General features: G+C 65.9%; 21 protein-coding genes. 1 reads left to right on the forward strand and 20 read right to left on the reverse strand.

All coding sequences use genetic code 11. The annotated features are described in order from the left end of the window. Positions 1–42: 42 nt before the first annotated feature. The 13 genes from EBB59_RS09370 to EBB59_RS09430 form a co-directional block, all read right to left on the reverse strand. Positions 43–891: a hemagglutinin repeat-containing protein gene (locus EBB59_RS09370; protein WP_122101901.1), complete on the reverse strand. Its 849-nt coding sequence runs from the start codon at positions 889–891 to the stop codon at positions 43–45. Continuing rightward, complete coding sequence (locus tag EBB59_RS09375) at positions 892–2097, reverse strand: S-layer family protein (protein ID WP_147455558.1); 1206 nt, start codon at positions 2095–2097, stop codon at positions 892–894. Further along, positions 2094–3194, reverse strand: a complete 1101-nt coding sequence (locus tag EBB59_RS14580) for a hypothetical protein (protein ID WP_122101903.1) — start codon at positions 3192–3194, stop codon at positions 2094–2096. Before EBB59_RS14580 ends, EBB59_RS09375 begins: the two co-directional genes overlap by 4 nt. Positions 3195–3224: 30 nt before the next feature. Next, positions 3225–3920, reverse strand: a complete 696-nt coding sequence (locus EBB59_RS14585) for a filamentous hemagglutinin N-terminal domain-containing protein (RefSeq protein ID WP_122101904.1) — start codon at positions 3918–3920, stop codon at positions 3225–3227. 62 nt (positions 3921–3982) lie between these two features. Then, positions 3983–5065 (reverse strand): ShlB/FhaC/HecB family hemolysin secretion/activation protein, encoded by a 1083-nt coding sequence (locus EBB59_RS09390; RefSeq protein WP_147455559.1) that lies wholly within the window; start codon positions 5063–5065, stop codon positions 3983–3985. Positions 5066–5107: 42 nt separating this feature from the next. After that, a complete protein-coding gene (locus EBB59_RS09395; RefSeq protein ID WP_122101906.1) occupies positions 5108–5650 on the reverse strand; it encodes a POTRA domain-containing protein in 543 nt (180 codons plus the stop codon). A gap of 247 nt (positions 5651–5897) precedes the next feature. Then, positions 5898–7193, reverse strand: coding sequence for an argininosuccinate lyase (gene argH / locus EBB59_RS09400; protein WP_122101907.1), 1296 nt, complete (start codon positions 7191–7193; stop codon positions 5898–5900). Between the two features lie 2 nt (positions 7194–7195). Then, the gene (argC, locus tag EBB59_RS09405) at positions 7196–8170 is read right to left on the reverse strand and encodes an N-acetyl-gamma-glutamyl-phosphate reductase (protein WP_425451821.1); all 975 of its coding nucleotides are present in this window, start codon (positions 8168–8170) and stop codon (positions 7196–7198) included. Positions 8171–8172: 2 nt separating this feature from the next. Then, positions 8173–9501 carry an acetylglutamate kinase gene (locus EBB59_RS09410; protein WP_122101909.1) on the reverse strand — a complete coding sequence of 443 codons (1329 nt, stop codon included), beginning with the start codon at positions 9499–9501 and terminating at the stop codon, positions 8173–8175. Beyond that, positions 9498–10589 carry an acetylornithine deacetylase gene (locus EBB59_RS09415; protein WP_122101910.1) on the reverse strand — a complete coding sequence of 364 codons (1092 nt, stop codon included), beginning with the start codon at positions 10587–10589 and terminating at the stop codon, positions 9498–9500. Before EBB59_RS09415 ends, EBB59_RS09410 begins: the two co-directional genes overlap by 4 nt. Beyond that, positions 10589–11800, reverse strand: coding sequence for an argininosuccinate synthase (locus EBB59_RS09420; RefSeq protein ID WP_122101911.1), 1212 nt, complete (start codon positions 11798–11800; stop codon positions 10589–10591). The genes EBB59_RS09415 and EBB59_RS09420 overlap by 1 nt, the downstream gene beginning before the upstream one ends. Positions 11801–11827: 27 nt before the next feature. Further along, positions 11828–12838, reverse strand: a complete 1011-nt coding sequence (locus tag EBB59_RS09425) for an N-acetylornithine carbamoyltransferase (RefSeq protein ID WP_122101912.1) — start codon at positions 12836–12838, stop codon at positions 11828–11830. Positions 12839–13076: 238 nt separating this feature from the next. Beyond that, entirely contained in the window at positions 13077–13544 is a 468-nt protein-coding gene (locus tag EBB59_RS09430) for a hypothetical protein (RefSeq protein WP_425451825.1), read from the reverse strand. Positions 13545–13596: 52 nt separating this feature from the next. Between EBB59_RS09430 and cysS the strand changes: the two genes are divergently transcribed. Beyond that, positions 13597–14979 carry a cysteine--tRNA ligase gene (cysS, locus tag EBB59_RS09435; protein WP_122101913.1) on the forward strand — a complete coding sequence of 461 codons (1383 nt, stop codon included), beginning with the start codon at positions 13597–13599 and terminating at the stop codon, positions 14977–14979. A 103-nt stretch (positions 14980–15082) separates the two neighbouring features. On the opposite strand, the gene EBB59_RS09440 is transcribed toward cysS, so the two are convergent. From EBB59_RS09440 to fabF, 7 genes are all read right to left on the reverse strand, one after another. After that, on the reverse strand, positions 15083–15442 hold the full coding sequence (locus EBB59_RS09440; protein WP_122101914.1) for a PilZ domain-containing protein: 360 nt from the start codon (positions 15440–15442) through the stop codon (positions 15083–15085). A 326-nt stretch (positions 15443–15768) separates the two neighbouring features. Next, entirely contained in the window at positions 15769–16773 is a 1005-nt protein-coding gene (locus tag EBB59_RS09445; RefSeq protein ID WP_122101915.1) for a DNA polymerase III subunit delta', read from the reverse strand. Further along, the gene (tmk, locus tag EBB59_RS09450) at positions 16770–17405 is read right to left on the reverse strand and encodes a dTMP kinase (RefSeq protein WP_122101916.1); all 636 of its coding nucleotides are present in this window, start codon (positions 17403–17405) and stop codon (positions 16770–16772) included. Before tmk ends, EBB59_RS09445 begins: the two co-directional genes overlap by 4 nt. Next, positions 17402–18541 (reverse strand): endolytic transglycosylase MltG, encoded by a 1140-nt coding sequence (gene mltG / locus EBB59_RS09455; protein ID WP_122101917.1) that lies wholly within the window; start codon positions 18539–18541, stop codon positions 17402–17404. Before mltG ends, tmk begins: the two co-directional genes overlap by 4 nt. Further along, positions 18538–19362, reverse strand: coding sequence for an aminodeoxychorismate lyase (gene pabC / locus EBB59_RS09460; protein WP_122101918.1), 825 nt, complete (start codon positions 19360–19362; stop codon positions 18538–18540). The genes mltG and pabC overlap by 4 nt, the downstream gene beginning before the upstream one ends. Further along, positions 19355–20734 carry an aminodeoxychorismate synthase component I gene (locus EBB59_RS09465; protein ID WP_122101919.1) on the reverse strand — a complete coding sequence of 460 codons (1380 nt, stop codon included), beginning with the start codon at positions 20732–20734 and terminating at the stop codon, positions 19355–19357. Before EBB59_RS09465 ends, pabC begins: the two co-directional genes overlap by 8 nt. A gap of 261 nt (positions 20735–20995) precedes the next feature. Further along, positions 20996–22234: a beta-ketoacyl-ACP synthase II gene (gene fabF, locus EBB59_RS09470; RefSeq protein ID WP_122101920.1), complete on the reverse strand. Its 1239-nt coding sequence runs from the start codon at positions 22232–22234 to the stop codon at positions 20996–20998. Positions 22235–22256 lie beyond the last annotated feature (22 nt).

Genomic DNA, 22256 nt, shown 5'->3' on the forward strand with positions numbered 1-22256 from the left:
AAGTACGCTGATTTGGGGATATGTTGAGGAGTCGTCTCTTCTTCAAACTTCAACCCGATGGCCGTCGTCTTGGTGGAACTGAAGAAGTTCGAAATTTTCTTCGTGATCCCGCCTGGCGTTGATGCTGAGGGTGCCGTTGGCGGCAATCGCCACGTCCCTCGTGCCGACCACTTGGCTGCCCATCACCCCACGTCCCGGCCGGCATTGACCGCCATCCGCTCGCCCGACAGCACCGTGCCCACCGCCAACAAAGTCGCGGCCCGCGGCCAGCACCGCGCTGTTGCCCGCGGTGACGGTGCTGCGATCCAGCGTGATGTCCCGCCTGGCATTGAGCACGGCGTTCTGGCCGGCAGCGATGCGGGTGGCGAGGGTGGGTGCCGAGGCGCCGGCCGGCAACCCCTGGTACTGGCTGGAAGACAGGGTGATGTCGCGGCCCGCCGCCAACGAAGCTTGGCCTTTCGCGGTGATTTGCGTGCCTGCCAGCGCGATGCCCCGCCCGGCGCGGATGCTGAGTGCGTCGCCGGCCTCGATGGACGCGCCGTCGGATTGACCCAGGGCGATGCGCGTGTCGCTCAGCACGTCACGCCCTGCCGAGAGGGTCACTTGGCGAGCATTGATCACGCCGTTGCGGTTGAGGATGTCGTTGCTGGCATTGGCATAGAGCACGCCGCCGGCTTTCATCTGTCCGCCGTTGACGAGATCGCGCGCGTCGATGGACAGGCTATTGCCCGCCTTGAGGGTGCCGGTGTTGGTGACCGTACCCGTGGCGTCGAGGGACACGTCGTTGGCCGCGATGGTGGCGCCATCCAGGCGGTACTTGTCGGCGCTGGCCGCGGAGAGATACACCACTGGCACCAGTACTTTCTCGCCCAAGACGATCTTCTCGACCATTCAGACGATGTCTTCGTTCAAGGCCGCGATCTGTTCGGCGCTCAGCGCGATGCCGAAGCCGAGCGAGAACCTGGACGCCGAACGCACTCCCGCATCCATCAGTTCGCGGTACTGGTCCAGGCTATTGCTGGCTGCTAGGTATTTACGCCCGGTCAGGCCGGTGATCTGTTCAGTGACCAGCCATTGTTCGTAGTAATCATCCCCTAGTCGGCGCAGTACGTTATCGGGCGCCAGGCCCAATTTCCGCATCATGTAATCCGACCCCAACCACTGTCGATAATTGGCGAAGCGCGGGTCGGTGGTCACGAGGTAACGACCGCTTCCAGGGTGCTGCGTGAACAGACGGCCGGTCGGCGGAGTGAGCGCTGGCAGTGGGTTGGCTACCGAGCCGAGCACCTGCGGAGGCGGGGTTGCCGGATTGCCCACGGCAGGCAGGTTCGCCCCCACATTGGGGGTGTCCGTTGCATTGACGGTACCCGCGCCCACGTTGGTCGCAGGTTGCCCCGTTACGGTGGTATCGCCATGTTGGCCGCCGGTTTGCACATTGACGGAGGTGGCAACCACGGTGGCGGTGTTGCCAGACAGAGCGACTGCATTCGGGCCGGAAGACACCTCGGCAATCTTGACGGCCACTTCATTGGCCGTCGCATTGCCCACGCGCTGCCTGGCGCCCAGATTCGCGCCGCCCGGGCCGCTACCTTGCCAACCGCTGCCCGGTCCCACCGATGCACTGCCGCCCACCAGGGCTACCGCCGCATTGGTGATGTCGTGGGCATCGATGGAAATGGTTTTTACAGCCGTGATGCTGGAACCAAGCAGTACGCGGCTCGCGGGATTTGTCTGCGTGGACGTGCCCGTACTGGCGGAGAAGTTCGGCGTGTCCCGTTTGTTGTTGCCGCCCTTGCTGCGATATTGCGCGTAAGGGCTGCCACCCGTCTGGTTGTTCGCGTTAATTTCGACGTGCCGGGTGGCACGTGTGGTCTTCGAACCCGCAATCGCGATATTGCTCACGTTCGCGGCACCCGACGCATCACCCGCCCGCCCGTTGACCAGCAGGCGCTGACCGGCTGCGATGGCGGAAGCCTGGTTGGTCGGATCACTGTCGACCGTGATGAGCATGTTCCTGCCGGCCTTCAATTGCGATTCCGCGCTTGCGCTCTCCAACACCTGCTCGGAGAGTGTTTGATTGACCGACCACTGAGTCACCGAAGGGTTGTGAGTGATGCGCCCCACTGATGGCCATAACGCGCCCGCACGAAATCGTTGTACCAATTGCTCAAGGCCGTCGTGACTTCGGCAGACGCCGTCGGCACGAAAACCTTGGGGGATTGGGTTTCGGAAGCTTTCCGCTCCTCGTCAGCCAACAGCCGATGGGTGATCGTATATATGCGGCGCTCGTTCTTGATCTTCCCGGTGGCAATGGAAAGATTCCCTTCCGCACTGACCTGGCCCGAGCTGTTCAAGACCGAACCCGCGGAGGATGTGGCGGCACGGCCACCAATCGAAATGTCACCCGCGTTGTAAATCAACGCATCACGGTTTTCCACGTTGCCCGCCACGCGCAAGCCCACCTTCTGGGTGGCGCCGATGAAAGCCTCGTTGTATGGGCTGGCCGAAATGGTCTTACCCAGATCGCGGCCATTGACCAAGGTGTTCGCCTCGATCAGGACCTGGTTGCCCAGGACCGTGCCGGTGTTGGCCAAGGTATTGCCCACCACCAGGGCCACACCATCGCCTTCGATGCGTCCGGCGTTCGAGATGTCTCCCGCTTCGATGCGGGTCTGGCTGTTTCGTTGCGCATTGCCAGTTTTGATGAGAGCGGTTTCGGCATTCTCCACCGCCGCCGCTTTCAGGCTGATCGCGCCATTGGATTCGAGCGTGGCCTGGTTGATGAAGCGCCCGCTCACCGCCATGCCGAGCAAGCCATTACTGGCAAAGACGTTCTGGCCCGCGTGGGTGTAATCACCCGCCATGCGGATGTCGGCTTGCCGATGGCCGAACAACCTGCCACCCATACCGGCCAGGTTGCCGACGTTGGCATCCACCGCGCCCGCGGCATTGACCGCGACATTGCCCGCTGCCGCCGTGCGGCCGGTCAACTTCACGTCGCCCGCGCTGTCGAGTGTGAAATCACCGCCGGTCGCCACCATCTCGCCGGCATTGCGTACGCCCACGCCGCCTTCGGTGCCCGCCAGCTTGATCTTTTGCGCATACATGCCGCCCAACGTGGCAACGTCTATACCCATGACGGGCGCCTCACTCTGGCCCGTCATGCGCTGGGCCCGCAAGGTCCTGGCGTCCACGACGTTGGCGCCGACGACGATGTTGGCTTCCTAGGCCCAGAGTCCCGCATTGATCCGCACGGCATGACTGATCAGATCCACGCGATCGAGCTGGCTCACGTCCATGCCGCGGCCGGCGATGGAAATACTTCCTCCCTCCACTTTGAAGGCCGACAAGCTGCCGTCGCCACCGAACACCGGACGACCCGTGGTCAGCCCCGCTTTTGCCGTGTTGATGAACCCACAACCCCCACAGGTGATGCCATTGGGGTTGGCGATGATGACGTCGGCCTTCCGGCCAGCCACCTCGATGTAGCCGTTGAGTACTGATGGGTTGGTGGAAGTGACTTCATTGAGAATCAGCGAGTCCGACGGACTCGACATCAGGTTGGCGTTGCCTTGAATCCAGCCGCCCAGTTGCGTCCGCACGTTGTCCTTGCTGTTGTTGAGGACATGCCCCCTGGGCCCGACGTCGTACTGGTCGTAGACATTGTGCGAAACGCCCGCCGCATTCGGCGTTGCGATCTGCACGACAGGCGTACCGTTCGAAGCCTCCTCCACCTGGGTACGTCCATCGCGCACCGGTATCGTGATGTTGAGATTCACCGGCGCCTGCTGTGCAAACACGTTCAAAGGGCCGCCCGAGAGGAAGCACAGCACAGCCAGCGCGCCCATCAATGGCAGTTGCCGGGCCGTGCGGAATCCCTGGCGGCAGGTGTTTTTGCGCACAAACTTTTTCATGTCCATATCTCGTTACAGAGGCACAACGTTTTAAAAGAGGCTTGAACCCAAGCCCCGCGGTCGGGCTTTCAGAATTGCAGGTACAGCCGAAAGCCCGCGCTGCGGCCTTCACTCTCGAACAGCTCGGACCGCTGCAATGGCCACCCCAGGAATGCATCCCAGCCCAATCCCCCTCGCACCTGGCCACGCAGGCCGGTGTATCCCCCCACCAGATGTCCGCCTTCGACGCCAACCGCGCGGTGGGATTTGACCTTGCCCACATCCACGCCCACGTAGGGCTGGAAGACGGGAGCGATGGAGAAAGTGAGACTGTTGCGCCAATACCCGCCACTGCGGGAAGCCAAGGTGCGCTCGCCATCGAAGCCATTTATGGTGTATCGGCCGCCAATGGCGATGTACTCGCTGCCGAACAACACGTCACCGCTGTGCTGCCAATGCATCTGGCTGTTCCAGTAACTGCGCAAATGGCCCACCTTGAGCGGCAGCCCCAGGCTCGCATCGAAACTGAAGATGCGGTATTCGTACTTGGGCGCCATCGCCGGGCGGCCCGGTTCGTCGCGGTCGCCGCCTAGCCAAGGCAGGCCGCGCTTATGTGCCAGGCGAAAATCAATCTGCGCGGCCCCGGCGTATTGACGCAAGTTCAGCGCCAGCGTCGCATACGTACTCCTGCGCGCTTGCGTGACCAGTTCCGAGCCCGCCACGAAGGTGTGCGAACTGCGTTGACCCATGCGCAACCCCAGTGACGTGCGGTAGCGTTGACCACGGGCAAGCAAACGCTCGACGCTCACCTCCCCCGTCTGCGATTGTCCGCTCACCGGATACGTCGAAGACGTGCCCGACACCACCTGCTGGTAGCGATAGCCATAACCGTTGGCGCTGACACGCCAGTTGCCGAAAGGCATCGTATAGGACGCGTTATAGCCGCTGGTGCCAAAGCCTGCGCGCGAGGTCATCCCGGATGACAGCCCCAGTGTCAGCATGTCGTTGCGACGCAGGGGATTGTCCATGTACAGACTGCCGTTGAGCTGCGAGCGGCTGGTCGAGGTACTGCCCGAATCATCCAGACTCCAACTGCCTCGTAAAGGTCGGGTGCGTTGGAGCGATATCATCACGTCGCTCTCCCCCGGCACGTCGGCTGGCACCAGTCGCATGGTCGCGTCCTGCGACGGCACCCGCTTCAACTGCTCCGGACCCTACTCCAACGCGCGCAGGTTGATGATGTCCCCCCGACGAAGCGGAAACGCACTGCGCCACAAAGAGGCGGGCACAGTGGAATCATCGAAGCGTATCTCCCGCAAACGCCCCGGCACCAGCAGCAGATTCAGTTTCAGTGTCCCACTGGAAAGATTCTGCTCCGGCAAGCCCACCCGCGTGGTGACGTAACCCCTGGAGAGAACCAGGTCATTGACCCGGCGGGTCAGCAAACCCAGGCCTTCCTGCCCAATGCAACGCCCCGCGTACCGCGCGAGGTACTTGGCAACCCAGGGAAACGCATTGCCGGCATCGCCGTCCAAACGCAGGCTGCGAATCGGAAAACACGGCCGTTCCTTGGGTAGCGAGGTATTTCGGTAATCGGAAGTGCGCGCGCCAGCCACGCGCCCGAGCGAGGGCACCTCACGGCGTTGTTCGCGCTCGCGCGCTTCACGCTCGGCACGCTCACGTTGCGCCTGTTGCTCGATCAATTGCGTTTGCGCAATGCCGTACGAAGGCACCATGCCCAACAGCAGACACCCCATCAAACCACGCGCACATGAAACCAGAACCCGTCGCGACCGCTGGCGACGGGCAAGAACTTTCCTTGTCACTTGAATCCCCGCCCCAGGAAGTCTGAGTGGAAGTTGAATGGCGAAAATTTTACCAGAAGACGCCCATGAACCGCCCGCGAATTTCCCGGCCTTTCCGGGAGATTCGCAAGTGCGGGTCGCATCGCTATTTTGGGTCGTTTTTTGTACGAAACCCCGCCGTCCCCCCGCCCCCGCCTGACTAGTCCTTGGCAATCGATCGCAAGCGAGCTTTCAGGACATCCAGCCCCAGCCGCGCCGCGCCGCCTGTGGATACCCGCGCGGCCAAGCTCGCGGCCGGATCGCCCTCGGCCCAACGTTCGGGCTTGGCGGCTTCGCGATAAGCATCTCGGAACGGCAGTCCCTGGCGGGCCAGGTCGACGGCGAGATCGGTGGCGTACATCGACGGCTCCAGTGCCGAGCGCATGGCTTTCGGGTTCCATTCCAGCGCATCGAGTAGCGCCGGCAGCAGGCGCAGCGCGCCAAGGCCACGGGTGAAGCCGTGCACCAGCCCGCCCTTGCCGAACTGCAAATCGCGGTGATAGCCGGAAGGCAGCGAGAGCAGTTGTTCGATCTCCGTCCTGGCCGCGGCCACGCTGGCGTAGGCCGCGCGCATCAGTTCGATCACGTCCGGGTTGCGTTTGTTCGGCATGATCGAACTGCCGGTGGTGTATTGCGCCGGTAATTCGACGAAGCCGAATTCGGCGGTGGTGAATAGCGAGAGATCCCAGGCGATACGGCGCAAGTCGAGCATCGCGCCGCCGAGCGCCTCCAGCGCGGCCAGCTCGAACTTGCCGCGGGAGAGTTGCGCATACAGCGGCGAAACCTGCATGCGCGCGAAGCCGAGCGCCGCCGTGGTGTGTTCTCGATCGAGCGGCAGATTGACGCCGTAACCGGCGGCGGTACCGAGCGGATTGGCATCCAGCCAGTCGCCGGTGGCATGCGCGCGCAGCGCGTTGTCGATGAAAGCCTCGGCCCAGCCCGCCCACCACATGCCCGCGCTCGATACCACCGCGCGTTGCAGGTGGGTGTAACCGGGCATCGGCAGGTCGCTTTCCGCTTCCGCGCGCGTCAGCGCGATTCCGGCGATCTCGCGGCAGAGCGCGGCGGTTTCGTCGAGCTTCGCCTTCAGCCACAGGCGCGTGGCGACCAGCACCTGGTCGTTGCGGCTGCGTCCGGTGTGGATCTTTTTGCCGATGTCGCCAAGACGTTCGGTCAAGCGATCCTCGATGGCCGAGTGCATGTCCTCGTAACGTTCGTCGAGCACGAAATCGCCATGCTGGAAGTCGTCGGCCAGCAGGTCGAGCTCGCGGCCGATCGCGGTCAGTTCATCGGCGGAGAGGATGCCGATGCGATGCAGGCCCTCGGCGTGGGCGCGGCTGGCCTGGATGTCGAAGCGCATGAACTCGCGGTCGAGGATGATGTCGTCGCCGGCTAGGAATCGCTGGATGTCGGCATCGACGGCGATGCCCTGTTTCCGCCAGAGGAGATTGGACATGGTCAGGCTCCGTGATCGCCCTCGGCCGCCGGGCCGGTATCGGGCAGAATGCCGGCGAACTCGTCGAAGCCGCAGGCCAGGTTGAGGTTCTGCATCGCCTGGGTGGCGGCGCCCTTCAGCAGGTTGTCGAGTGCGCCGACCACCACCAGCCGCTTGCCGTCATCGCCCACGGCAAAGCCGCCAATCTCGGCATGGTGCCGGCCAGCGATGTGGTTGACCCACGGGGCTTGCGCGCGCACCGCCACCAGCGGCTCGCCGGCATAGAACACCCGAGCGGTTTCGATGGCTTCGTCGCGCGTCATCGGGGCGTCCAGATGCAGGTTGGCGGTGATCGACAGCCCGCGGAAATGCGGCGCGACGTGCGGCATGAACTCGACCGTGGCGCAGTGGCGCCCCACTTCGCGCTCGTGCAGGTGCCCGGTGAGCGCATAGGGCATCAGGTTGTCGCGCAGCAGTTCGGGGTCGTTCTTGTCGCTGGGCGTGGTGCCGGCGCCCGACCAGCCGGACACGCCAAAGCATTGCACCGGCCCGTTCAGGCGGCTGGCGAAGGGGGCGATGGCGAACTGCATCGCGCTGGCGTAGCAGCCGGGATTGCTGATGCGCCGTTCGCCGGCATAGCGGTCGCGGGCAAGTTCCGGCAGGCCGTAGAACCATGCGTCGTCGAAGCGATGATCGGCGGAAAGATCGATGACCAACGGGGTGTCGCCACGGCTGTCGATGGCTTCCACGCAGGCCGCGGCCTTGCCGTTGGGCAAGGCCAGCACGTAGGCGTCCACGGCTTCGTCGGGCAACGATTCATGCGCGATGTTGCGATAGCGGAGATCGCCATCGAAGCCGGCGACGTGATCGGCCACACGTTCGCCATCGCGTTCACGCGAGGAGACGAAGCCAAGTTCGACATGCGGATGCCGGGCGATCAGGCGGATCAGCTCCTCACCGACGTAGCCGCGCGCGCCCACCAGGCCGATGCGTTTCATCGTCATGCTTCCTCCAACGTGGCGGGCCGGGCCAGTGCATCCTCGACGCAAATGCGAATGGCCTCGAAATCGTCCAGCCCGTACCAGTAAGCCTTCCACGGGTGACGGCGGAAACTGCCGTCGGCCTCGGCATCGTAGAAGGCGTTGATGGGGTTGTAGCGGCGCGAGCGCCAATGCAGCGTGGGGGTCTCGGCCCGCATCAATTCCCACACCGCCCGGCCCAGTCCCTCGCCCTGTGCGTCTTCCAACACGGCGAACTTGTCGAGGTAAGGGCACGGGCCGTCATCGGTCAGGATCACGGCGGCGCGGTAGTTTTCGCTGACCCAGGCTTTCAGCAGTTTCGTTCGCTCGAAATAGCCGGGCAGCAGCTTGCGACCGAAGGCCGAATCGATCAGTTCGCGCAAGCGTTGCAGGTCGAGCGCATCCCACGATTGTGCGCACAGCACGCGCTCGCCGCGTCGCACCAGCGTGCCGGAACCCTTGTGGGTGAACAGTTCCTTCGCCAGTTCCGAAGGCCGGGTGATCGAGACCGAGGACGACAGCGGCACGTTGTCCAGCAGTTCCTTGATCTGCGTGATCTTGACCCGCATCCCGCCGTTGACCCAGTCGGCCTGCATCAGCCGTTCGTAGTCGGTGGACAGGTTGAGCGAATCGATCACCTTGCCGCGTTCGTCGAGCAGGCCGCCGGTGGCGGTCAGGAAGACGATCTTGTCCGGCTGCAATTCGCGCACCAGCGCGTTGGCGGCGAAATCGGCATTGATGTTGACGATCTGCCCGCCCGAGGTTTCACCGAGGCTTGCGATCACCGGGATCGAGCCGGCTTGCAGGCTGGCGCGGATCGGCGCGAGTTCGACCCCTTCGACATCGCCCACCAGGCCGTACACCGCTTCGTTCTTGAGCTTGGCTTCGAACACTCCGGAGACGATCGAGGTCGCGCGTGCGTCGGTGGCCTGCAAGGCTTCCACCAGCATCAGGTTCTGCGTCTGCATCACCCGGCGCACGATGGCGAGCGTGTCGGTGCGCGTGATGCGCAAGCCATCCACGGTCTGTTTCTCGATGCCGGCGGCGCCGAGCGCCTCGTCCAGTTGCGGGCCGGCGCCGTGGATGACGATTGGCGTCAGGCCGACGTCCTGAAGGAAGGCCAGCGAGGAAGTCAGCGCGTCCAGGTCGTCGCGCAACACCGCGCCGCCCACCTTCACCACCGCGAAGCGCGCGGCCTCCAGTTGCGAATAGCGTTTGAGGTATTGGGTGATCTCCTTGCTGCTCGCCATGCTGGAGAGCAGCCGCAGGATGGTCATGCGGGTTTGCGGATCGTGGACTTTCAGATTCATTGCGGCGCTTGGGTGAGGATGCGTCGGAGGGATTGGGCGTAGCGCTGCAACTGCTCCAGCGCCACCCATTCGTCGGCGGTATGGGCCTGGGCGATGTCGCCCGGGCCGTAGACGATGGCATTCATGCCGACGTGCGAAAAGAGCGAGGCTTCGGTCCAGAAATCCACCGCGCCGGCAACGGGCAGATGCAGCGATTCGGCCAGGGCCCGCGCCTCGCGGTGACGGTTTTCCGCCTCGGCGGCGTCGCCGGCCGGCAACGACGGGCCACGAAAGGTTTCCTCGTACTCGGTGCCTTCGCCGGCGAACGAACGGAACTGCGCGTGTAGTTCGTCCATCGCCTGTGAAGGCAGTGGGCGGAAGCCGAAGCGCACCTCGGCGGCGGGTGCGATCACGTTGGCCTTGATGCCGCCCTCGACCCGGCCGATGTTGAAGCGCAGCCCCTGCAAGCCGCCGAATGTCTGTGCGGCGTGCGCTTCGACGTGATCGAGCGCGTGTACGCCCCAGCGCATCGCCTGATGCAAGGCGCTGGCTCGCATCGCCTGCGCGCCCGAAGCGTGGCCGGCGGCGCCATGAAACTGCATGCGCACGGCCGAAATGCCGCGATGCGCCAGCACCGCCTCGCACTTGGTCGGTTCGGCCACGACCACATCCCGGAAGCCGTGGTCGCGTTGCAGGAAGGCGGCGATGCAGCGCGGATCGTTGGCCTCCTCGTCGCTGGAAAAGAGCACGGCCAGATCGCCGGAGGTGGCCTGCGCCGCCGCCAGCAGGCCCGCCGCCGCGCCCTTGATGTCGCAGGCGCCGAGACCGATGGCGCGGCCGTTCTCGATGCGCAGCGTGTGCGGATCGGCGCGCCAGGCCGGCGAATCCGGCACCGTGTCCAGATGCACGTTGAACAGCACGCGCGGGTTGCCGCGCACGGCGAAGAGCGACACCGCCCCGGCGCCGTGATCGGTGACTTCCACATGAAAATCCGCCAGTTGCGCGCGCAGGTAGCCGAAGATGCCGCCCTCGGCGGCGATCGCGCGCGGCGGGTTGCGGGTATCGCAGGCGACCAGCCGCGCGAGATGGGCGAGGACGGAATCGAGCATCAGCGTTCCGTGTTCACTTCGGCCCAGAGCGTGCTGCTCATGCCGAAGAGCTTGATGAAGCCCTCGGCCTCCTCCACGCCCCAATCGGCCGATTGCGCGTAGGTCGCGCCCTTGGCGTTGAGCATGTGCGGCGAGCGCACTTCCACCGCGTCGGCGCGCGCGCCCACGGTTTCCAGCACCACTTCGCCATTGACCTTGCGCTGGCTGGATTTCAGGAAGGCTTCAAGATCGATCTTCAGCGGGTCGTGGAAGAAACCTTCGTAGACCAGTTCCACCCACTTGCGCGCCACTTCCGGCTTGAAGCGGTTCTGTTGCTTGGTCGACACCGCTTCCTCCAGTGCGCGGTGCGCGATGAGTAGCGCGGTCAGGCCGGGCGCTTCATAGACGATGCGCCCCTTCAGCCCGATGGTGGTGTCGCCGGTGTACATTCCGCGCCCCACGCCATAGGCGGCGAAGCGCGCGTTGAGCCTGGCGAGGAGTTGCGCGCCAGGCATCGCCTCGCCATCGAGCGCCACCGCCTCGCCTTCGATGAACTTCAATGTCACCCGTAGCGGCTCGGCGGGCCATTCGGCGCGTGGTTTGCACCAGCCACGCGCGGCTTCATTCGGCGCTTTCCATTCGTCGATCTCGCCACCGGAGAGCGTCACGCCCAGCAGGTTCTCGTTGATGGTGTATTGCTGCTGCTTGGCGCGCACGCCGAAACCGCGCGCTTCCAGGTACTGCTGTTCGTAGGCGCGCGTCTGGGTGTGTTCCTTCTGAATTTCGCGGATCGGCGCGACGATGCGGTAATCGCCGCTGGCTTTCACCGCCAGGTCGAAGCGCACCTGATCGTTGCCCATGCCGGTGCTGCCGTGGGCGATGGCGTTGGTGCCCAGCGCGCGCGCGCGGGCAAGCGCGGCATCGACGATCAGGTAACGGTCGGAGACCAGCAGCGGGTACTGCGACTGGTAGCCCTCGCCCGCCCACACGAACGGTTTGACGAAGTCTTCCCACATCGCCTGGCCGCCATCGACGGTGAGGTGCGAAGCGACGCCCAGCTCGGCCGCGCGCGCCTCGATGGCGGCGCGTTCCGCGGCATCGACGCCGCCGGTATCGGCGAACACCGTATGCACGCGCCAGCCCTGCGCCTGGAGATAGGGGACGCAAAAGGAAGTATCGAGGCCGCCGGAAAAGGCAAGGACGATGTCGCGGCTCTGGTTCGGATCGGTCATGGCGAGGTTTCCTGTTCCTGTAAGTGATCAGTCGGTCTGGCGGGCGAGCGTGGCCATCACCGCCTTTTGCACGTGCAGGCGGTTCTCGGCTTCCTCGATGGCGATGCAATTGGGCGAATCCATCACCGCATCGGTGGCTTTCACGTTGCGACGAAGCGGCAGGCAGTGCGAGAACACGCCGTTGCGGGTCATCGCCATTTTTTCCTCGTCGACGATGAAATGCCTGAACTGGTCGCGGATCGGTTTTTCCTTCTCCCACCGGCCGAAATACGGCAACGCCCCCCAACTCTTGGCATAGACCACGTCGGTATCCCGGTAGGCGCTGGCGATGTCGTGGCTGACGTTGAACGAGCCGCCGTTTTCGGCCACGTTCCGCTCCGCCCAATCCATGTAGCGCTCGTCCAGCAAGTAATCCTCGGTGGGGCACAGCAGGGTCACGTCCATGCCCATGCGGGTGGCGATGGTCAGCGCGGAATTGGCCACCGCCGTGTTCAACGCCTTCGGGTGCCAGGTCCAGGTCAGCACGTATTTCCTGCCGCGCAGGTCCTCCGTGCCGAAATGCTCTCGCAGGGCCAGCGCATGCGCCAGTTCCTGGCAGGGATGGGTGATGGTCTCCATGTTGATGACCGGCACCGTCGAATACCTGGCAAAGCCGTTCAATACCCGGTCCTGGCGGTCGATCGACCAATCGATGAATTTCGGGAAAGCGCGCACGCCGATCAGATCGACGTAGCGCGACAACACCTTCGCCACTTCGGCGATGTGCTCCTCGGCATCGCCATCCATCACCGTGCCGAGATCGAACTCGACCGGCCAGGCATCCTTGCCCGGTTGAAGCACCACCGCGTGAGCGCCGAGCTGGAACGCGCCCAGCTCGAAACTGGTGCGGGTGCGCAGCGAGGAATTGAAGAACACCAGGGCCACGCCCTTGCCTTTCAGCGCATCGCCGAACCGGTGCCGTTTGTAGTCGGCGGCCTCGCGCAGCACGGCGTCGATCTCGGCGCGGCTCCAATCCTGAGTATTGAGGAAATGCTTCATGGCGGCAGTGGACTCGATGAGGATGACGGAAAAAAGAAAACCCGGCGCAAAGGCCGGGTTCTCGGATCATGCGGACACGCTGACCTGACCGGCGCTCAGTTCCGGGAGAGTCGGCGCGCGCGCGAAGTCATGCCCGCGGCCATCCAGGCGGCGGATTGGTAAGCGGACTCGGCGGCGGCACTCAGGCGGGTCATTCGGCGCATATGCTCGCATGGCGCGCCTGGCGCCACAAGCGGTTTCAGGGCCCGACTTCGCTGCCGACTATCGGCGTCACGCCGATGCGGATGCGCAGGCGCCGGCCGGGATCCTGCGCCAGCCGCGAGCGGTACTTGACGCCCTTGTAGGTGTAATCGACATCGTAGGCGATCGGGCGACGAAACTCCGTTGGCACCAATACCTCGCGGCACTCCGAACGCTGCTTGTTGGCGATGGTGGTGCAGTGGCGCTCGCGTGCGTTGGCATTGACTACCTGGTAGACCGGCTGCACTCGCAGCACCTGGGCGTAATCGATGCGGACATTCTCCGCCGGCACTACGCGTTCCTGTGCGTGCAACGGCGCGGCGAAGCCGGCGAGCGCGGCGAGAGGCAGGACGGCAAAGCGACTGACACGGGAAATCTGCACGCAAGCATCCACGGAAACGATGCGATCAGTGTAGGCAGTCGCCGCCGGCGCACGACTGAACCGTTGCCAACAGTCGGGCGGGATGGCGAGAGCCGATAGAATGAGCCCCCGTACACGCCGCTCGATCGATGCCCGCATGGCCCTGCACCTGCACAACAACCTGACCCGTCAGCTCGAACCTTTCGTGCCCCTGGCGCCATCCGGTCCCACTTTGTATGTCTGCGGCCCCACGGTCTACAACTACGTCCACATCGGCAACGCGCGCGGGCCGGTGGTGTTCGGCGTGCTGGCGGCGCTGCTTCGCCGGCGCTTCGGCAAGCTGCGCTACGCCCGCAACATCACCGACGTGGACGACAAGATCAATGCCGCGGCCAGGGCGGCCGGCACACCGATTTCAGCCATCGCCGGCCGCTATGCCGCCGCTTATCGGGAAGACATGGCCGCGCTCGGCGTCGATGGCGAGTTCGCGCCCGACATCGAACCGGCCGCCACCGACCACATCGACCGGATCATCGTCATGTGCGAGCGCCTGATCGCCGGCGGCCATGCCTACGCCGCCGAAGGACACGTACTGTTCTCGGTCGCCAGCTTCAAGGATTACGGCAAGCTCTCGCGCCGCGACCCCGAGGAAATGCTCGCCGGCGCGCGCGTCGAGGTGGCGCCGTACAAACGCGATGCCGGCGATTTCGTGCTGTGGAAACCCTCGGACGGCGACCTGCCCGGTTGGGACTCGCCCTGGGGGCGCGGCCGTCCCGGCTGGCATATCGAATGCTCGGCGATGGCGGCGGCGCACCTGGGCGAGACCATCGACATCCACGCCGGCGGCGTCGATCTGCAATTCCCACACCATGAGAACGAGATCGCGCAGAGCGAATGCGCGCATGGCGGCAAGCCCTTCGCCCGCTTCTGGCTGCACAACGGCATGCTCAATTTCGGCGGCGCCAAGATGTCGAAATCGCTGGGTAACATCGAGAAGGTGCACGATCTGGTGCGCGTGCATCCCCCCGAGGCACTGCGACATGCCCTGCTCTCGGCCCATTACCGCCAACCGCTGGAGTGGAGCGGCGCGTTGATCGAACAATCGGTGCGCACGCTCGACCGCCTCTACGCCACCTTGCGCGACCTCGGCGAGGCGGACGCCGAGGCGGATATCCCGGCCACCATCGAAACCATCCTGGACGACGACCTCAACACCCCGGCGGCCCTGGCCGAAATCGCCCGCCTGGCGGGCGAAGCGCGCAAGGCGGCATCGGTGGAAGATAGGCGCTCGGCCAAATCCGCCCTGCTCGGCGCTGGAAAGGCACTGGGCCTGCTGCAACAAAAACCGGAAGCCTGGTTCGCGCGCGGCGCTTCCGGCGAGGACGACGCCCGCATCCAGCAACTGGTCGATGAACGCGTCGCCGCGAAAAAATCCCGCGATTTCGCCCGCGCCGATGCCCTCCGCGACCAGTTGGCCGCCGAGGGCATCGTGCTTGAGGACACGCCCCAGGGCGTGCGCTGGGTGCGTAAACGGGCCTGAGCGGAATGGTGGCCCGCGTGGTTCGCGGGCCGCTTCACACGGTGGCGAGCGGATGGGCCATGCCAGCGATGGCCGCGCATGCCTTCCGCCGCTTTTTATCGACTCACATCGTGAAGGTGGATTTCTCGCTTTCGAGCTTGCCGGCTAACAGGGTTTCGATGTGGTCGCGCAGTTGTCCGCCTTCGCGGGTGTCATCGAATTGCACACCGACCCCGGCCGGGCGGTTGCCCTGCGCGCCCACCGGCGTGACCCAGCAGACCTTGCCGGAGACCGGCAGTTTTTCCGAGGAATCCGGTAGCGTCACCAGCATGAATACCGCCTGCCCCAGCGGTAGCCGGTTGGGGGTGCGTGCGAACAGTCCCCCGCCCTTGATGAAGGGCATGTAGGCCCCGTAGAGCTCTTTGTCATCGCCCAGATTGACGGTGAGGATGCTTTGCCGCGCTGCGCCTGCGATTGCGTTCATGGGTAGTTCCACACTTGCGAACGGGGAGGATACTCCGTCGCGCCGAGGGTTGGGCAAGCAGCCCGTGTTTCCGAGCCCTTCCGACCAGTCGGGCCGGCCATGGTCGGCCAGGCTTTACACCCGCGCGCGTATCGACTGCCACGGCCCAGGCCCACATGCCGGCTGAACTTCAGGCCAAGCTTCGCACCCGCGCACACTGACGGCTTCGACCGAATGACTGATCGAGTCGAAACCATCGCCAGGTTTTGCACCTGCGCGCGCATCGATGGTGCGCGGCATGCGGGGCGTTCCGACTTCCGCCAGAGTCGGCGGTTCCCGCTGGCCGCTCAGCCGCGCCCTGCCGCGTGCCAGGCTAGCAGCAGTTCCAGCACGGCAAGGTCGGCGCGCACCGGGGTGCGCAGTAATTCGCGGGTGCGGTTGCTCTGGTCGAACCAGGCCGCGAGGCGTTTCGTCCGCGCGGGTTCGGCATGCCTCGCGGCTTCCAGTGCCAGATCGGCGGCGAAGGACAGGCGCAGCGCGGCGTGTTCGTCGCCAACCCAGCGCTGGGCCAGCGCCGCCGCCGGGGCGGCATCGCGACGCAGGCCGTCGAGGTCCTTCGCCACCTCGGCGCGCAGGGTCAGCGCACCGCTTCCCAGCCAGTGGTGGGCAAGGCCGGGATGACCATGCGCGACCTTCAGCGCCTCGGCGGCGGCGCTGGCCGGATGGCCCTGCGCCGCCAGCCAGGCCAGTGCTTCATCCCGCGGCGGCAGGCGGAATTCCAGCACCTGGGTGCGGCTGCGGATGGTCGCCGGCAGGCGCGCCGGGCGCGCGCTGATGAGCCAGATGAAGCGGCCGGGCTGCGGTTCCTCCAGGGTTTTCAGCAGCGCGTTGGCGGCGGCGTGATTGATGGCGTCGGCGGGATCGAGAATGGCGACCTGATGCTCGCCGTATTGCGGCGTCAGCGCCAGTTTCTCGCTCATCGTGCGGATCTGCTCGATGACGATCTCGCCGCGCGGCTTATGGGTCTTCTCGTTCCAGCCGTAGCCGATGAAACGGGCGTCGGGATGCGCCGGGTGCCCGGATGGGTGCGCCAGGCTGCCGTCCGGGCGCTGCTCGGGCGGATCGGTTTGAGCGCGTGAGTCGAACAAATGGCAACTGCGGCACTCGCCACAGGCTTCGGCCCCCGGTGCGCGCGCCAGGCACAGGGCGCGCCGGGCGAGTTTTTCCGCCACGGCGCGCTTACCCAGTTCGGCCGGGCCGGCCAAGAGCAAGGCATGCGGCAGGCGGCCGGCATCCAGCGCCTCGGCGGCCTTGTCGTAGACGCGTTGCTGCCAGGGGGCGAGTGCGTTCATGGGCGATGCGCCTCCAGCGCGGCGCGCGCGGCGGCGGCCACCACATCGGCTGGCTGGCCGGCATCGAGCACGCGAAAACGCGCCGGGTTTTCCTTTGCGCGGGCCAGAAACCCCTGGCGCACGCGCGCGAAGAAGGCGTCGTGCTCGCGCTCGATGCGGTCGGGCGCGCCACCGCGCGACAGCGCGCGCACGCGGCCGGCTTCGGTATCCAGATCGAGTAGCAGGGTCAGGCCGGGTTCGATGCCCACCACCGCGCGTTCGAGAGTGGTGATGAGGCCGGTATCGATCCCCCGCCCCGCCCCCTGGTAGGCGTAACTGGAATCGGTGAAGCGGTCGCACAGCACCCAGGCGCCGGATGCCAGCGCGGGGCGTATGGTTTCGTGCGCATGCTGGGCGCGCGCGGCGAACATCAGCAGCAGTTCGGTTTCCGGTCTGGCCGCTTCGTGGGCGGGGTCCAACAGCAGTTCACGGAGATGTTCGGCAAGCGGCGTGCCGCCGGGTTCGCGGGTCGTCACCACGCGTTCACCCCGCGCGCGGAGGGCGGCTTCGAGTGCGCCGATCACCGTGCTCTTGCCCGCGCCCTCGCCGCCTTCGATGCTGACGAAACGGGGATACGACCGCAGCCCGCTCATCGTGCCGGCACTTCGCTTGCCGGGGCATCGGACACGCTGAGCGGCGCACCGTCCTCGCTCATCGTCACGGTACCGCGCATCGGCTCGTCGGCGCGCGCGGCATCGGCGCGACGGTTGGCCAGGTAGGCCCGCACGTTGCGCTGGTGCTCGGTATAGGTACGGGCGAAGCGGCTACGACCGCTGCCATCGCCCACGGCCACGAAGAACAACGCATCGCCCGGCGCCGGATGCGCGGTGGCCTTGAGCGAATCGCGGCCGGGCATGGCGATGGGCGTCGGCGGCAGGCCGGCGCGGGTGCGGGTGTTGTAGGGGCCATCGGTACGCAGGTGCGCCCAGGTGAACTTGCCGTCCCATTTCTCGCCCAGGCCGTAGATGATGGTCGGGTCGGTTTCCAGCCGCATGCCGAGCTTGAGCCGGCGGTCGAACACCCCGGCGATCTGTGCTCGCTCGCTGGCAATGCCGGTTTCCTTTTCGACGATGGAAGCCATCGTCAGCAATTCGTAGGCGGTCTTGAACGGCAGTTCGGGATCGCGACCCTTCCAGGTGTCGTCCAGCATTTTTTCCATCGCCGCATAGGCGCGTTTCAGCACGGTGGCATCGCTGTCGCCACGGTTGTACTGGTAGGTCTCGGGCAGGAAGCGGCCCTCGGGATGCTCACCGGCCTTGCCGATGGCTTTCATCATCCCGGCGTCGTCGAGGTCGGCGGTTTCCTGCTTGAGGTTCGGCGCGTTGCGCAGCGCCCGGCGCAGGTCGCGGATGTTCCAGCCCTCCACCAGCGTGAAGCGGTAGCTGATGACCTTGCCATCGCGCATGTCGGCGAGTATTCGGCGTGGGGTGATGCCGGGCTTGAGCGCATACTCGCCGACCTGCACCTTGCCCGCCGCACCGGTGTATTTCGCCAATGCCTGCCATTCCAGATCATGGCCGGCGCCAACGCCCGCCGCGCGCAGCTTGCCGAGTACGACCTTGAAGGAGTCGCCACGCGCCACGATCACGCTGGCACCCGGCTTCAGCCCCGGCACCGGCGATTCGGCGAATGCGCGTTCGCGTTGCCAGAGCGCGCCCAGCGCCAACGCCACACAGACCACGAGCAGGAAAAAGGTGGTGATGGCGCTTCGGCAGCCTCTCTTCTTCACGGTATTTCCTTGGGATGGGCGAATCCCGGATGCGCGTCGGCCAGCTGGGCCTGCAACGCGTGGGTCGCGGGATGGAGCGCCGGCCAAGTGCGATCACCCAGCCGCCGGACGGGCAGGATACCGCGCACCGCATTGCACAGGAAAACCGCCTCGGCCTGTTCGAGTTCAGCTTGCGTCACCGGCGCGATGCGGGCTTCGGCCCGCGTCAGCAGCCAGCCGCGCATCACCCCCGCCACGCCGCAGCGATCGAGCGCCGGCGTGCGCCATTCGCCGCCGATGAGCGCGAACAGATTGGCCGTGGTGGCGCTGATGAGGTGGCCGGTGGCATCGCGCATCAGTCCCTCGTCGGCATGTGCCGCCTCCACTTCGGCGCGCGCCAGCACCTGTTCCAGGCGGTTGCCGTGCTTGAGCCCGGCCAGCAGCGGCTGCGCGGAAAGGCGCGTCCGGCAATGGATGATGTCGAGCGCCGTTCTCGGCGTCGGTAAGGGGTGGCGCGAGAGCATCCAGAATGGCGAGGCATGGCGATCCGCCGCGTAGCCGCGCGCGCCACCCCGGCTGAGGTGTAGCTTCAGCGTTGCATTTTCGCCGTCGAGCAGTTTCCGCGCCTCGGCATCCACGCGATCGAGGGCGGGCAGTGGCATTGCCAGTCTTCCGGCCCCTTCGGCCAGCCGCGTCATATGCGGTTCCCACCACGGGATGTCGCCGCGATGCGCGCGCATCGTCTCGAACAGCGATTCGCCATAGGCGAAGGCGCGGTTGCCGAAGGCGATCGAGGCGACTTCGGTATCGCCGAGGAACAGGCGCACGGCTGCTTCAGTCATCGTCCACCCCCAGAGCGCGCAGCATGCCGCGCGCCTTGGCGCGGGTTTCGGCCAGTTCCCTGCCTGGCTCCGAATCGATCACGATGCCGGCCCCGGTACGGAAGCGCACTAGTTCGCCCCGCACTTCGGCGCTGCGGATCAGGATATTGAGATCGAGGTCGCCATCACGGTTCAGCCAGCCCATCGCGCCGGTGTAGGCACCGCGGCCGACGCCTTCCAGTTCGGCGATGATCTGCATGCAGCGCACCTTGGGCGCGCCGGTGATGGTGCCGCCGGGGAACACGGCGCGGATCAGGTCGATGGGCGAGGCATCGGCGCGCCGCGCGCCGCGCACGTTGCTGACGATGTGATGGACGTGGGCGTAGCTTTCCACCGTCATCAGTTCGTCCACCTCCACGCTGCCGCCGGCGCAGACCCGGCCAAGGTCGTTGCGCTCCAGATCGACCAGCATCACATGCTCGGCGCGCTCCTTGGGGTGGCTGACGAGTTCACGGATACGGTTCGCTTCGTCGTCGCCCGGCGTCCGCGGACGGGTGCCGGCGATGGGCCGGGTCTCGGCGGTTGTGCCGCGCAGCGATACCAGCCGCTCCGGCGAGGCGCTGACCACCGCCCAGTCGCCATGCGCGAACAGCCCGGCGAACGGCGCGGGATTGGCCCGCGTGAGTTGCCGGTGCAGCAACGCCGGATCGAGCGGCGCATCGAAGCGCGCCCGCCACCCGCGCGAAAGATTGGCCTGAAAGACATCGCCGGCGGCCAGGTAATCGAGCACCCGCCCGACGCCTTCGGTGAAGCGTTCGGGCGCGTCTTCCTCGACCGAGCGCGGCGGCCGCCAGGCGGGCAACGACGGCAACCCCGCCAGCGCGGCAAGATCGGCCATCACGGTGTCGCGCAGCGATTCCGCGCCGGGTTCGGTGATTAGCCAGGTCGTGCCGTCGAGGTGATCGTGCAGCAGGGCTACCGGGCAGCGCAGCGCCATCGCCACCGGCGGCGCGCCGCTGGCATGCGGCAATTCGAGGATCGGTTCGATTTCCCGCGCCAGCTCGTAGCCGAGGAACAACGCCCAGCCGCCGCGGAATGGCCACCTGGCGGCCTCGCCTTCGGGTCGTTCGCAACGCGCGGCACGCCACTCGCACTGCAAATGGTCGAGAAAGCCGCCGGCCAGCCGCCCGCCCCGCAGGTCGCGCGGCACGCCCTCGGCATCGCACTGGAAACCCTCGCCGGTGCTCGCCAGCAGCATGTCCCAGCGCGCGTGCTTCCTCGCCGAAGCATCCAGCGCGGCGGCGGACGAGGCCATCAGAAGTGGATAACGCGCCGGCGCCAAGCGGCGCAGTTCGGCGAAATCGATGTGGTGGTCAAGCGCTTGGATATGCACGGTTTATCTGAACGAACGGTCGTAACCCCCGAAAACCCGAGAGGCGGCAGACATGGAGGAGGGCCATTTTCCAGGTGACATGGAAGGGAATGGCGAAGCGGGAAACGCCCGCGCTCGCCCACGCGAGCCGCGCCTGGATTGGAGCGCGGAAGGAAAACGCCCCGCCCGACCTGACGCGGGCGAAAGTGTTCTAGCCACGGCGCTTCCCGGCGCCCCGCCCCACGCCCTTGCGCGGGCTATGGGGCGGAAGGAGCAATGCCGTTAAATCCGACGCAGCACCAACGTCCCGTTGGTTCCCCCGAAGCCGAAAGAGTTGGACATCACCACATCCACCTTCGCCTCGCGGGCGGTGTGCGGTACGTAATCCAGATCGCAGCCCGGGGAAGGATTGTCGAGATTGATGGTGGGCGGGATCACGCCATCGAACAGCGCCATCGCCGAGAACACCGCCTCGACACCGCCGGCCGCGCCCAGCAGGTGGCCGGTCATCGACTTGGTGGAGCTGACCATCACGCGCTTGGCGGCATCGCCCAACACGGATTTGACCGCCATCGTTTCGGCCAGGTCGCCGGCCGGCGTCGAGGTGCCGTGGGCGTTGATATAGCCGACTTCGGCTGCATCGATGCCGGCATCGCGCAGGGCGTTGACCATGCAACGCGCCGCGCCTTCGCCATTTTCGCTTGGCGATGTCATGTGATGGGCATCGCCGCTCATGCCGAAACCGACCAGTTCGGCGTAGATGCGCGCGCCGCGCGCCTTGGCGCGTTCGTATTCCTCGATCACCAGCACGCCGGCGCCATCGCCCATCACGAAGCCGTCGCGGCCCTCGTCCCAGGGGCGCGAGGCTTGTTCAGGCGCGTCATTGCGGGTGGAGAGCGCCTTCATGGCGCAGAAGCCGCCCACCGCGGTCGGCGTGGTGGCGTATTCGGCGCCGCCGCAGATCATCGCGTCGGCCTCGCCGTACTGAATCATGCGATAGGCCAGACCGATGTTGTGGGTGGAAGTGGTGCAGGCGGTGACTGCCGCGATGTTCGGCCCTTTGGCGCCGGTCATGATCGAGAGCTGGCCCGAGATCATGTTGACGATGGTGCTGGGGATGTAGAAGGGGGAAATCTTGCGCGGGCCGCCCTGGGCGACCTTGAGCGTGGTTTCCTCGATACCGGACAGCCCGCCGATGCCGGCGCCGACCGCCACGCCGATACGCTCGGCCGCCTCGCCTTCGATGTCCAGCCCGGCATCGCGGATCGCCATCAGGCCGGTGGCGACGCCGTAATGCACGAATGGGTCCATTTTCTTCACGTCCTTGGGGGCGATGAAGGCGGCCGGGTCGAAGCCGCGCACCTCGCCGGCGATCCGGGTCGGAAAGGCGGTGGGATCGAAATGGGTGATCGGGCCGATGCCAGAACGGCCGGCCTTGACCGCGGCCCAGGTGCTTTCCAGATCGTTGCCGAGTGGCGAGAGAATACCGAGGCCGGTGATGACGACGCGACGTTTGGACATGCGAACTCCGTGTGGCGATGTG

Origin of the sequence: Solilutibacter pythonis, from assembly GCF_003697345.1 — a bacterium.
GTDB classification, from domain to species: domain Bacteria; phylum Pseudomonadota; class Gammaproteobacteria; order Xanthomonadales; family Xanthomonadaceae; genus Solilutibacter; species Solilutibacter pythonis.